This is a genomic window from Neoalteromonas arenosi, from assembly GCF_030362855.1.
Classification (GTDB): Bacteria; Pseudomonadota; Gammaproteobacteria; order Enterobacterales; family Alteromonadaceae; genus Alteromonas_E; species Alteromonas_E arenosi.
On sequence record NZ_JAUCBP010000011.1, the window covers coordinates 179369 to 191711 of the forward strand.

Genomic DNA, 12343 nt, shown 5'->3' on the forward strand with positions numbered 1-12343 from the left:
ATGACAATCGACATGGGTACGTGATGAAAAGGCTGATGGTACGTTTAAGCTCTGCTGGCGTGAGCCTAATCGAGTTACTTATTAGCGTGTGCATAGTGACCGTGGTTGTCACTACTGCTGCACCTAACCTCACGCTATTTATTCAGCGCCAACGCACCATTGCCGAGCTCAACGAGCTAAGCTATGCCATCCGCATGGCGCGGCATCTAGCCATCGATACACAACGCCAGATATCTTTATGCCCCGCTGCAGACTTTGTTCACTGTGACCACAGCAACTGGAGTGTGGCCAAAATTATCTTCCACGATCGCAACAACAATCGACAACGAGATGCTAATGAGGAATTGCTTTATGGTTCAATGCCAGCTCGCACAGGTATCGATATCAGTGGTCCGAAACGTATAGTGGCGTTCTATGGCGATGGTGCTTCCAGTACACCCGCCACGTTTAGACTCTGTCCCAGTAAATCTCAAGCAAAGCTAGAACGGGCCATTGTTATCAGCCTACAAGGCCGAGTGCGATTGAGTAGAGACTACAATCACGACGAAGTGCATGAGTTGCGCCCCGGTATTGGGATAGGCTGCGTCTGACCACGAGTGTGGATTACGCACTTAGGAGGAGCAGCTATAGTGCGACACACCGCCGGCATTAAAAAATTCAGCTGGCTTCAATTGGTAATACTTAGCTTCGATCTCTGCGGTTTGCTCACCATAAGGGTCACTAAACACTTGTTGAAGCTCAGCAATTAGACTGTAGTCACCGCTAGCCGCCTGTTGATAGGCGGGTACAACCAACCACTCTCGCCAGGTGTACTTAGGATTAACTTCCTTCATTCGCGCAGCTATACCAGCCACATCCCCCTGATGCTCGATCCGCACTCGCCACGTTTTAAACCACGCTTGCCACTGCGCCAAGCGCTCGCCATTCGGGCGGTGATAAAAACACTTCAGTAAAGTGTCAAATGCATTGGGAACGAACGACAGTTCACGGAAAAACATTGTGTAATCGACGGATGACTTGGCCATTATTTTCAACAATTGCAAGACAAACTCTGATTCGACTTCGATAAGCCCCAGCTTGGCAGCCCACATCGTATTGAGCTCGTACTCCATTTCCGCAGAGAAAGCCCCGCGGATGTCTTCAAGCTCTGCTTTGCCATCTGGGGAAAGTAATGGTTCCAGCGTTGAGCAAAAAGTTGCGAAGTTTAACTCGGCGGCAAACGGCTGGTTGAGAAATGAGAAGTGGTCACCGCCACCTGTCCAAGGCTGAAAGAACGGATCAAACTGCTCACAGAATCCAAACGGACCATAATCCAAAGTAAAACCGCCGCCAGCGCAATTGTCGCTGTTGAAGTTACCCTGGCAGTAACCCACGCGGATCCAATTTGCCATCAACTTGGTCAGGCGGCTGCGATATTCGCGCGCAAGTGCAATTAGCTGTTGTGTGAAGTCCAATGTGGCGTCAATAACATCGGCATATTCTCGTTCGATTAGATGAGCCACAATCGCTTCCAACTCATGGCGCGCCGATTCGTGTGCATTGTTACGCACCCGGCGGCTGAATAACTCCAATTGACCAACGCGTAAAAACGAAGGCGCCACGCGAGTCGTTATTGCAACTGGATTTGAAACAAAGGTATCTGGGTCTTCAGAGTATGCATTTTCAGAATACCAAGGACGTTCAACAAACTCGGATGTAGAGGCAAACAAACACAATGACCGCGATGTTGGAATGCCTAATGCGTGCATATACTCTTGGGCGAGAAACTCTCGCACACTCGAGCGCAACACAGCTCGACCATCGGCGCCACGACAATAGGGCGTTCGGCCACCACCTTTGAGTTGCATTTCCCAACGCTTGCCATTGGCGACCAACTCTAACACGGAGATCGCGCGGCCATCGCCGTAACCGTTGCCAGTGCGAAACGGACATTGTTGGTTGTACTCAGTGCCATAAATCGACAATGCATAACCTGTTGCCCATCCCATTGGTCGAATTGGCGCGGGCACATCACTTAAGTCGCCAGTAAAGAGCTGCGCAAACTCGGGGGTTGTTGCCAGACTTTGCGCAAAACCAAGCTCATCAAACAAAGTAGCGCTGTGCGCGACGTATTTTGCTGCGCCAATAGGTGTTGGTTTTACGGGTACGTAATGACCACTATACACTTGCCTGGGGTTATGCTCCTCGCCATCAGCGCTGGCTTGCGGATCACACTGTAAAGTATCCATCAGTGAATAGTCGACTAATCGAGCCATGTCGTTGACACTATTTACTTTAATGCTTTGTTTAGCCTTTGCATCAGTAGTCATTCGAATTCAAATACCCATTATCGATTTATTTGCGTTTATCTAAGATGGCCTCGATTTCGTCCATTACAACCTCCATCCGGTCAATAACTGCATTGTAGGGATCTGGACTTGCCATATCGAGACCGGCACCTTTTAAGATTTCTACTGGATAATCAGAGCCACCCGCCTTGAGGAAATCTAAGTAAACATCAACCGCGTCATCACCGCCTAATTTCATTTGATCAACAAAATACGCAGCACCCGCAATTGAAGTTGCATACTGATAAACGTAAAAGTTGTAATAGAAGTGTGGGATATATGCCCACTCAATCATTTCGCGCTCAGTGATCTGCATCACCCCTTCATCGTGACCGTGATAGCGCTTTAAGATTTCTCCGTAAATCTCCGTCATTCGAGCACCTGTCAATGCACGACCTTTCTCTACTTCCTCGTGTATCGCCAACTCAAACTCTGAGAACATCACTTGGCGGAAATAGGTGCCGCGCATTTGCTCTAGGGCATAACCCAAATAGAACAAACGCTCATCATCACTTTGTGCCTGCTCAAGCATGTGCTCTTGGAGTAAAATTTCTTTTGCGATTGCTGCGATCTCAGTCGTAAAGATGGAGAAATTGGCTAATTCAAAAGGTTGGTTTTCGTTCGTAAGTACTTGGTGCATTGCATGGCCCCACTCGTGCGCATAGGTCGAAGCACTGCCGTAGGTGTCTTGATGGTTCAGAAGGATCAGAGGATGGACATCATAAGCTGAACCTGACATATACGCCCCCGAGCGCTTGCCAGGCTGTGGGTACACGTGCATCCATCGGTCGGCAGAGGCACGGGCAAATTTATCCGAAAACTCTTCACCTAATAAACGCACTGATGCCAGCATGTGCTCGCGTGTTTCGTCGATTGGGAAGGTCAAATCAGTTTCGACTAAGTTGGGATAAATATCGTGGTAACCCAAATCGTCAATATCTAACATACGAGCACGCAATTCGAAGTAACGGTGTAACACGCCGATACGGTCGTTTGTAACCTTAACCAAGGTGCGGTAAACCTCTTCTGGGATGTTATCGCCTGACAAGAAGTACTGTAAGGTGTTGTCATATTTACGTGCTTTGGCCATTGCTACATTGCCTTGTACTTCGCCGTTCAAGGTCACACCAAATGTGCTTTCGAAATCTTTGTAACGCGCCCAGAAAGCATCAAATACAGCAATCCGATCCTCACGATCCGGATCTGCGCGGTGCAGCGAGTATCCCGCGTTAGTCAGGTGCACTTCTTGACCATCGCTCAACGTGATCCGCGGCCACTCAATTTCAGCATTGGCGAGCATGTCGCGCGCACCTTGTGATGCTGATAAGGCAGTACCCATCAACGACAGGACTTGCTCTGTTTCTGGTGAGAGAACATGTTTACCCTGGCGTAAAGTATCGCGTAAGAATAATGCGTGTTTACGCAAACTAGGCTCTTCAGCAATAAATGCTTCAATCCGTTCTGCGCCTAATGCAACGAGCTCTGGTGCCATATAACTGGATGCTGCACCTGCGGCTTGCGCAAGTGACTGCAAACGACCGACCATATCTTGTCCGTTGGGGTCACCCAAATTTGTGTTGCGAATGTTAGATGCGTAAGTCCAGACCCTGAGTAATTCTTTGCGGTACGCAGAGCCTGCGTCTAAAGCCGCTAACAGCGTGCTGGCATTATCACCTAACTTGCCCTTATACGCTGCAATTGAATCGACTTCACTGCGCAATCTGGCTAGCTCAGCCTCCCAGGCTTCTTTGCTTGGATAGAAGTCGGTCAAGTCCCATGTGTATTGCTCATTTATACCAGATTGACTCTCTTGAGCCTGTAATAATGTGCCACCAGATAATGCTAACAGCCCTGTACAAATAAGGCTTATAGCGGTGCGTTTGAAGTGCGTTTTCATGCTTGATTCCTGCGGTTCAATGTCTGAGTGATAGAAGCCATTAACCTTAAGGCACGGATTTCACAAAAGCCACGTGAGTGTATAAGCAAAAGCGTAACAAGATTTGTCGTTTTTTTGTTCATCCCAATAACCCAGACAATAAACGCTAGTGTGTTGCGTAAGCCGCCTAAGCCCTTATCGGTCTTAGACTGCTTAACAGCCACTGATTGTGTTCGAAGAATTATATATCTGAGTTTGTTGCCAAACTTATTACAGCTGAGCGACATCTGAGCGCGATTAAAACCTTCAAAACTGACCGCTTTTAGTTACACTCAATAGCCAGAATCAAAATAGTCTAGGAAAGACGTGACAAACACAGCAACGCAAATTTCTAAGCCAATCCTCTTTTTGAGTGCAGCACTTGGCTTTTTACTGACATTGGCCGTTATGAACGGGGATGCTAGCGGTCGTGTTAACCTACTCTATTTATTGCTTATTTTTGTTGCCGTTCCACTTTTCGGGGCATTGCTTTCAATCGTTGGGTTGCTCAGCCGCGACGGTATCAATAGTGCAAAATTGGTCAAGGCCCTACCCATTTGGACTAATTCTCAGCGCGCCAATATGCGCATGTTAGAACGCCAGCAGCTTTCCAAACCTTGGTATTTTGTCCAAAGTCAGGCTGCGGCACTTGCCTATTCGATTGCGTCTTTAGCGGCGTTTATCGTGTTGCTGCTAACCACCGATATTAATTTTGTATGGCGCAGCACACTGCTCAGCGCTGATGATCTTTTGCCCATTTTACGAGTTGTGGCAGCTCCTTGGTGGTTCTGGGAATCAGCACAGCCGACTATGACGTTACTCGAACAAACCCGCGACTCTCGACTACTCAATAGCATGGCCAATGCTCAAGTCGTGGGTCAATGGTGGTTGTTTGTTCTGGCCACACAGATAACCTATGCCTTCTTACTAAGAGGTATATTGTTAACCTGTGGTCGCATGTATCTGGCTACTCAATTTGCCAAATGGCGCGTTACTCACCAGCAGCAATCTAAGTTACCACCGTCGAACGCGGCAGAACCAACTGTGGACTTAGCAGAGCCAACTCAGGTTTTACCTACCGAATATGTACTGCTCAACTACGCTAACCTACCTCTCGAGATAACTAAGACTTTGGGATTGGGAAACGCTAAAGCCATCGACCTAGAACAACGCTACAACACCGCAGTCGTTGTGCTTGTCAAAGCATGGGAACCCCCACTCGGAGAGCTGCATGACTTTATGCGCCTCAATCACGGGGTGCTTTGCCCGGTTTACTATCGACATGAAGCGGCACTGCCTATTCCCGCCCAATACCTCGATGAATGGCGCCGATTTACACTTCAAGCACCAAACTGGCAGCTGTATTTAGCGCCCCAAGGAATTGTTCAATGAGTGCAAAAAACATCCCTCGCTTTGCTGTCGTCGGACATCCGAATAAAGGAAAATCCTCTATCGTTTCTACCTTATCGCGCAACGACAATATTGCTATATCAAGTCGGAGCGGCACCACTGAAACGGCGCATAGCTATCTAGTGGAAACTCTTCACGGCAGCTATGCCTTGATCGACACCCCGGGATTTCAACGTCCGCGCAAAGTATTGCAATGGCTGCAAAAGCATTGCAATTCAGCAAGCGAGCGAGCAGCTACCATCAAACGCTTTATCGCTTCGGACGAATGCCAGCACATGTATAAGGACGAGGTAGAATTGTTACGTCCGATCGCAGCAGGTGCAGCAATCTTGTATGTCGTCGATGGCTCACACCCTTATGGCAGTGAGTACGAAGCGGAAATGGAAATACTGCGCTGGACCGGTCAACCGTCAATGGCCCTAATCAATCCGATTCACAGTACGGATTGTATCCCCGAGTGGGAGAATGCACTGGCCCAGTTTTTCAAATCAGTGCGTGTATTCAATCCTTTGGCAGCAGAATTTCACAAACATACCGAATTACTCGCTACTTTTGCCCACCTCAACCCTCAGTGGTCGGCCAATATTGAGACGATCATCAATGATCTTAAACTCGCACGGCAAGCACAGCAGCATGAGTCCATTAAAGTACTTGTAGAGTTGTTAGAAGAGCTTTGCGCGCACCAGCACACTCAACGAGTATTGAATAAGCAACAGGCTGAAGCTGTAAAACCAATGCTCGAGAAGCAGTTCAAACAATGGGTCAAGAATCGTGAAGAGCAGGCATCCGCCGCGTTATTACAAATATACGCCCATCAACAGACTCAGGTATCGCTTGATAAGATGCAATTGCCACCAGAGCTATTTGATATTGATGAATGGTATATCTGGGGACTCGACAAAAAGCAGCTCACCTATGCCGCTACAATTGCGGGCGCTGTCAGCGGTGCTGCGTTAGATGTCGCCGTTGCGGGTCACAGTTTTATGTTAGGCGCTTTCGGTGGTGGTGTGATCGGTGCCTCCAGCGCGTGGTTTGGCTCTTCGAAATTACTCGAAATGAAGCTCAAAGGATTACCGATTGGCGGCTATCAGGCCACTGTGGGACCGATTAAAAATCGCAACTTTCCATATGTTGTGATGGGGCGCTTTATTCATCTATATCGTCAAGTAGCCAACTTAAATCACGCCAATCGCAGTGCCTTAAACATCAACGCCGAGGACTTTAAGCAACGCGTTGAACAACTCGAAAAGTCGGATCAAAGAGAATTACACAAAGCATGCGAGCGACTACTGAAACAAAAATCAGTGGATGATCTAGCTGCTACGCTGGCACCACTATTTGAACTCGATGAACCCTCAAGCTAGCACTCAAATATCAAACGAACGCGTCATATCGTCGAGAATTTCATCGAGATCATCAAACGCCGAAGTCGCGATATAAATACTAATCGCTGAACGCACTGATATAGACTGATTGGCGTCTTCACCTAAGTCAGTATTCTCTAAAGCTTCACGGATGCGTTCAAAAAAGCTCTTAGCAGTTTGCTCCTCAATATCTGGTAAGCACAAGATGAATTGTTCAGGCGCAAAGCGTCCAACCACATCAGTACCGCGCGTAACGTCTCTGAGTGTATTGGCTATTTGTTCTAACACTAAATCCGCTTTTGTTGAGCCTACCAGACGATTGACTTCACGGAAGTTCCCCAAGTCAAAAATCGCTAATGCATTGGTTTTCCCCTCCGATGGAGGAGCAATACGCTCAATACGGCGTAACGCTGTGCGGTTGTTGAGTAGCTGCGTAACTGGGTCGATCGATTCGCGCGTCATATGCCAGTGATAAAGGAATGCAGCCAAAATCAATAAAGAAACTATGGCTGCCGCAATACCGGCAATAACTAAACGATCGCGATTGCGCTGGGAGCGCTCCAGGCTTGCTTCTAAGCTATTGATTTGGCTGTATAGGTTAGCAATGCCTAGAATTCTCGCAGACGCTTGATCGGCGCGACTAGATTCAAGTAATTGGTCGGCAAAACGCTCATATGATTGCTGTGCTTGCTGATAATTGCCTAACAAAAAATGCACGTCAGTAATAAACTTAAGGTAATCCTTATTGCGACCAACATAGGCTTTATACGAGTCGCTTGTTTGCGCTTCGGCATCTAAAAAGGTTTGTAAACAGGCTTTATCTTTGTCAGCTAAACACAGTACAGCGGCATACCAACGAAATAAGTTTCTGTACGTCACATTATTGATGTCGTTTTTCATTTCTTGCCACTGCGCAATACTCACGCGCAGTTCATCGTACTGCGCCGTGCGATAGAAGTAGCCAGCTTCAGCGAACAGTAACCAAAAATTCGATAAAGTGGTGTTTACCCCGTAGTTAATGCGACGGAACTCTTCAATCGTTTCTTTCGCTTGGTCAAAATTACCGCTGGCCATCAACGAGGTAATAGCGCTGATCAATATAGAGAGTTGATTACTGCCGGTATAAACTTCAAGGCCAATTTCATGCGCCTTTATATATTGCTCTGCAGCGAGTACGTGTTGTCCGAGCGTTCCAAATAACAAACCGATATTATTGTGAATATGCGCAACTGCTCCCGGCTCTTCGGCAACTGAATAGCGCTCAAGTAGCGTAAACAGTTTACCCAATCTTACGCCTTCGTCCTCATTGCCTTCGCATTCTGTAATCAACCCTAAAGACGCACTTAAATGGACATCGGTATAGATGTTTTCGGCCAGTGATTGAGCCCGTTGATAGTATTCACAGCGTCGCGTGTCGCCGCGCACATCATAAATAAAGCCTAACTGATAGAGAGCGGATGCATAGTATAAGGTTGAGCGGTCAACGTCGTCTCGCGTCAACAGAGCGTTGAGTGTTTGTTCAGCGATATCATTTTTCGCATCGCAAATCTGTCCATGAGTTTGCATTACAGTGAGTGCATAACGCTGTTGCTGCGTAAGTGATGCGTTTTGAAAAAAAGCATCGATACGCCCAGCCAGTTCGCTTGCCGGGCAATCGTATGTTGGCGTTTGCGACTCGGCAATAAAGCGGTCGACAGATTGTTGTTGGGCGTAGACTGGGTTAAATCCAGCTGTCACCATAACGAATAAAATTAGAATAAACTTTAACAATTTTAACTACATCGCTCTTTTGCAATTGCACATGCAAGACTGTTTCTACATTTCCATTTCACAGTCAGTCGCGGTTGCGTTTATCTGGGAGTTCAAGTGTAGGGGGAGTTCACTGAACCTACAAGCATTTCGGAAGTACGCTAAAAGTAGTTGCCGATTTTTCAAACAGATGCGGATACTTGGCGCAATGCCAAGTATCCGAACGTGAGACTAAGCCGCTTCTGAACGATGCTTTCTGAGCCACAGAGTTGCACCAAGAAAAACGGTACCGACAATAGTTCCGAATAAGGAAATCTTATTCGTAAAAATGCTGAATAGCGAAGTGCTGCTTGGCTCTCCATGAGCTAATTCTTCAGGCAATAAATCTAGACTTACTTGAAAGTAGTCGAGCAACAACCCAGCAAAAAAGCGCTCATCTAAATGAAAGTACGCGACAATGAATGACTCGACCATCAGCACAATGACCACAGGCAGTATTGCCCAAAGTATCGGTGCTCTGCTTGCAAACGCTGAAGCCAACATCAACCAGGCATATACTGGCAGTAGCCAAATCGCAAATGGAAGAATGTTTAGCCAAGCCATGACCAAGTTGGTCACTAAGTTTGCCTCGCTCCAAATCGCCCATATAGAGATGTCATAACCAACGGAAAGAACCGTGCTAACGACGAGTAACGCCAGTAGTGCAAGCGCATAGACAGCTGTCGCTGCTAGACAAAATACACCCGGTACAACGAACATTCCGGTTGCCAGTTTAGTCAATACCGTTTGCGTATCAGAGACGGGTAGTGAGCGCCAAAAATAAATCGATAGGTCACGGCGTTCATCAAACAAGCAGTTCGTAAAATAGTAGAGCTGAATGAAAAATGCGACTGTCAAAAATGGCATAAACAAGCCCGTTGTCAGGGCGAAACCAACCTTGGAGAAAAACTCCGGATGTGATACCCCATCCATCTTCTCTAGATTAAATGGGATATTTGCGAATTGATAATCGTGGATTAACAATAGCTGCAGCAAGGGCGCCAAAATCAATAGGCCAGCAAGGATTACTGGGACCCAAAATAAGGTTTTATTAAACTCCCAAATTTCGCGCTTAAATCCTGCGTGAATAGCTGTAATATTCATGCTAATTCCTCCCGTGACATAATGCCGACAAACACATCGGCTAAGGATGGTGAGGTTACATTGCCTAAAGCGGTCAATGACTCCTCATCAGCGTTGTCGAACAGCATTGTAGTAATGCCCATCATGCTATTTGAAAACAAAGGCTTAAGGCTCTTTGCTTGGTCCATCTGCTGATTCGCTACCGCTAATATCTTGAAACGATTGCGTATATTGTCGACACTCTCATTGAGAACAATCTCGCCATTTTGAATAAACGCCACATCCGTCAGGATGTTCTCGATCTCTTCGATTTGATGAGTCGTAACAATGATACATTTACTCTCATCATAGAAATCTTCCAATAGGTGATTGTAAAACTGCCGACGCGTCAAAATGTCCAAACCCAATGTTGGTTCGTCAAGAATCAAGACTTTGGCATCAACCGCCAAAATAAGCGCTAAATGCAATTGCGTGACCATACCTTTCGATAATGCCTTGACTCGCTTATCGAGCCCAATATTGGTCTTACCTAAAAAGGTTAAGGCTTGCTCGCGATTGAAGTTAGGGTGAACATCAGCCATGTATTCAATGGCTTGACTAACTTTAAGCCACTTCGGCAACACCGCCACATCAGCGATATAAGCAACATCATTAAGCATTAAATGCCGTTTCTTACTCGGATCGTGCTGCATGACTTCAATTTTGCCGGTGTATTCTGATAAGCCTAGTAGCGCTTGTAAGCACGTTGTTTTACCTGCACCGTTCGGACCCACTAAACCTAGAATCTGTCCCGGCTGAACGGTTAAGTTAATATCCTTGAGCACCGCGTGTTGACCATAAGATTTATTTACGTTCTCGATTGTAATTAACGCGTTCATACCGACCCCTCCTGTTTACCCTTCAGCAGATTTTCTGGCGTTAAAGCCAGACGTTCAATACGACGCATAATGGCTGGCCACTCTTGCTGCAAAAAGTTTTGCCGCTCACGCTGCAACACGTCTTCTCGAGTACCCGGCCGGATAAACAGGCCCTTACCGCGTTGCTTATCAACAATCCCTTCTTCTTGTAACATTTGATATGCCTTACTGATGGTTAGTGGGTTCAACCGGTATTCAGCGGCTACCGTTCGCACGGATGGCAACGCCTCACCTTCGTTAATTACGCCATCTAATATTCGCTCAATCACTTGCTGGTAGAGCTGCAGATAAATGGGCGTGTCATTGCTCCATTGTGTTGTCATACACAACCTCCTCTATCGATATACTAGTGTTATACATCACCAACACACCCTATTTAAAGTATGCCCCGATTTGGTTTGTAAAAAAGTGTTTCAGCGGTAGGAAGGGTAAGCCGGTGAACCTAGCGCGTCACCGGTTTCTCGAGCTCAGCAATGGCGTCATTAAGTGTTTCGAGTTTATCTTGTAACACTGATTGAGAATCATAGAGCCCTTGGTTGTAGAAGATTGAACCAAACTCTTTAGCAAAAAAGTCGAGTAAGAAGTCAGCATCAAACTGACCGATTTCCACATCCAACTCGCGACTTAAGTAAGCTTGTAATTGAAGGATAATATGCGCTTTATCTTCGGATCTTAGTTCAATCATATGTCGTTATTGCTCCTGATGCGCTGCTTTTACATGTTTTTGCGCCACTTCCAACATTATCAATACTTGGCACGGCGGAAATTGCTCAAGTAGAGAAACTGAACGAAAGTTGCTCCATTCGGCGACGGGATCAAAATCTGTTTTTTGCCGAAAATTAAGCGCTTTTAAACCTACCAAGCACTCGCCTTGCATGGTTGCATCGCGCACTTGCTTATCCGAGAGTTTTACCGCGGGGTATCGCTTAGCGATCTCAGCATAGGAAAATTCCTCACCCTGCACATGGCTGGTCAGTAGCAATAAAAAAACTAAACTGAATATTTTCATTTAGGCACTCGCACTGCGTCAGCAACCAATTCGTATTGCACACCCGCGGTAATCACCGCTTCGGTTCCGGCTAAATCACTATTAATATGGTCAGCCTGTGCCTCACTGATTTGTTGCTTTATTAACTCGCCAACCAGAGTAACTTGTTTACCACTGATATCCGTCGGCACGAAGAATCCATAATCGCGAAAGGACACGCGAATTACGTGTTCTTCTTGCTGCGCAATGAAAAAGCAGCCTTTCTTCTGGCACACTTTGCTGATGCGAGTATTTACCTTTACGGGTTCGCCTAAGTAGTCGGTAGGCGCCTCCAGCAATTGTGCCAATGCTACATCCGTCACTGTTTCATCAATCACAGCGCCAAAAGTCTCAGTCGTAGACGTAGTTGCAACCGGCTCCGATAAGCGTAATGTTTGTGCGTATGTGAGCGCGCTAAAAGCGAGTAATGCTAACAGCGTGATTCGACGCATAGTATTTCCCCAAAATCATTTACTTAAACGCAATGGTAACCTTCCTGCGATGGAAGATCA

General features: G+C 46.7%; 12 protein-coding genes. 3 read left to right on the top strand and 9 right to left on the bottom strand.

Going from position 1 to position 12343, the window contains the following annotated elements:
- The first annotated feature begins 23 nt into the window (after window positions 1-23).
- A complete protein-coding gene (locus tag QTP81_RS13405) occupies window positions 24-590 on the top strand; it encodes a GspH/FimT family pseudopilin (RefSeq protein WP_289366206.1) in 567 nt (188 codons plus the stop codon).
- Window positions 591-611: 21 nt separating this feature from the next.
- On the opposite strand, the gene QTP81_RS13410 is transcribed toward QTP81_RS13405, so the two are convergent.
- The gene (locus QTP81_RS13410) at window positions 612-2309 is read right to left on the bottom strand and encodes a protein adenylyltransferase SelO (RefSeq protein WP_289366208.1); all 1698 of its coding nucleotides are present in this window, start codon (window positions 2307-2309) and stop codon (window positions 612-614) included.
- A 25-nt stretch (window positions 2310-2334) separates the two neighbouring features.
- The gene (gene pepF / locus QTP81_RS13415; RefSeq protein ID WP_289366211.1) at window positions 2335-4224 is read right to left on the bottom strand and encodes an oligoendopeptidase F; all 1890 of its coding nucleotides are present in this window, start codon (window positions 4222-4224) and stop codon (window positions 2335-2337) included.
- A gap of 345 nt (window positions 4225-4569) precedes the next feature.
- Here pepF and QTP81_RS13420 point away from each other — a divergent pair, with 345 nt between their 5' ends.
- Window positions 4570-5634 (top strand): DUF2868 domain-containing protein, encoded by a 1065-nt coding sequence (locus tag QTP81_RS13420; protein WP_289366213.1) that lies wholly within the window; start codon window positions 4570-4572, stop codon window positions 5632-5634.
- Window positions 5631-7016 (top strand): GTPase/DUF3482 domain-containing protein, encoded by a 1386-nt coding sequence (locus QTP81_RS13425; protein ID WP_289366215.1) that lies wholly within the window; start codon window positions 5631-5633, stop codon window positions 7014-7016. The genes QTP81_RS13420 and QTP81_RS13425 overlap by 4 nt, the downstream gene beginning before the upstream one ends.
- Window positions 7017-7019: 3 nt before the next feature.
- Here the strand turns inward: QTP81_RS13425 and QTP81_RS13430 are convergent, their stop codons facing one another.
- The 7 genes from QTP81_RS13430 to QTP81_RS13460 form a co-directional block, all read right to left on the bottom strand.
- A complete protein-coding gene (locus tag QTP81_RS13430; protein WP_289366217.1) occupies window positions 7020-8786 on the bottom strand; it encodes a GGDEF domain-containing protein in 1767 nt (588 codons plus the stop codon).
- Between the two features lie 210 nt (window positions 8787-8996).
- Complete coding sequence (locus QTP81_RS13435) at window positions 8997-9908, bottom strand: hypothetical protein (protein ID WP_289366218.1); 912 nt, start codon at window positions 9906-9908, stop codon at window positions 8997-8999.
- On the bottom strand, window positions 9905-10765 hold the full coding sequence (locus QTP81_RS13440; RefSeq protein ID WP_289366219.1) for an ABC transporter ATP-binding protein: 861 nt from the start codon (window positions 10763-10765) through the stop codon (window positions 9905-9907). Before QTP81_RS13440 ends, QTP81_RS13435 begins: the two co-directional genes overlap by 4 nt.
- Window positions 10762-11127, bottom strand: a complete 366-nt coding sequence (locus QTP81_RS13445) for a GntR family transcriptional regulator (RefSeq protein ID WP_289366221.1) — start codon at window positions 11125-11127, stop codon at window positions 10762-10764. Before QTP81_RS13445 ends, QTP81_RS13440 begins: the two co-directional genes overlap by 4 nt.
- A gap of 119 nt (window positions 11128-11246) precedes the next feature.
- On the bottom strand, window positions 11247-11489 hold the full coding sequence (locus QTP81_RS13450) for a DUF2164 domain-containing protein (protein WP_289366222.1): 243 nt from the start codon (window positions 11487-11489) through the stop codon (window positions 11247-11249).
- 6 nt (window positions 11490-11495) lie between these two features.
- Entirely contained in the window at window positions 11496-11813 is a 318-nt protein-coding gene (locus QTP81_RS13455) for a hypothetical protein (protein ID WP_289366225.1), read from the bottom strand.
- Entirely contained in the window at window positions 11810-12283 is a 474-nt protein-coding gene (locus QTP81_RS13460; RefSeq protein ID WP_289366227.1) for a DUF4920 domain-containing protein, read from the bottom strand. The genes QTP81_RS13455 and QTP81_RS13460 overlap by 4 nt, the downstream gene beginning before the upstream one ends.
- Window positions 12284-12343 lie beyond the last annotated feature (60 nt).

What these genes read in the sequence shown, in the direction of transcription:
- QTP81_RS13445 (WP_289366221.1), bottom strand. Translation starts at nt 11,127, where the DNA reads ATGACAACACAATGGAGCAATGACACGCCCATTTATCTGCAGCTCTAC.
- pepF (WP_289366211.1), bottom strand. Translation starts at nt 4,224, where the DNA reads ATGAAAACGCACTTCAAACGCACCGCTATAAGCCTTATTTGTACAGGG.
- QTP81_RS13410 (WP_289366208.1), bottom strand. Translation starts at nt 2,309, where the DNA reads ATGACTACTGATGCAAAGGCTAAACAAAGCATTAAAGTAAATAGTGTC.
- QTP81_RS13460 (WP_289366227.1), bottom strand. Translation starts at nt 12,283, where the DNA reads ATGCGTCGAATCACGCTGTTAGCATTACTCGCTTTTAGCGCGCTCACA.
- QTP81_RS13455 (WP_289366225.1), bottom strand. Translation starts at nt 11,813, where the DNA reads ATGAAAATATTCAGTTTAGTTTTTTTATTGCTACTGACCAGCCATGTG.
- QTP81_RS13405 (WP_289366206.1), top strand. Translation starts at nt 24, where the DNA reads ATGAAAAGGCTGATGGTACGTTTAAGCTCTGCTGGCGTGAGCCTAATC.
- QTP81_RS13425 (WP_289366215.1), top strand. Translation starts at nt 5,631, where the DNA reads ATGAGTGCAAAAAACATCCCTCGCTTTGCTGTCGTCGGACATCCGAAT.
- QTP81_RS13450 (WP_289366222.1), bottom strand. Translation starts at nt 11,489, where the DNA reads ATGATTGAACTAAGATCCGAAGATAAAGCGCATATTATCCTTCAATTA.
- QTP81_RS13440 (WP_289366219.1), bottom strand. Translation starts at nt 10,765, where the DNA reads ATGAACGCGTTAATTACAATCGAGAACGTAAATAAATCTTATGGTCAA.
- QTP81_RS13435 (WP_289366218.1), bottom strand. Translation starts at nt 9,908, where the DNA reads ATGAATATTACAGCTATTCACGCAGGATTTAAGCGCGAAATTTGGGAG.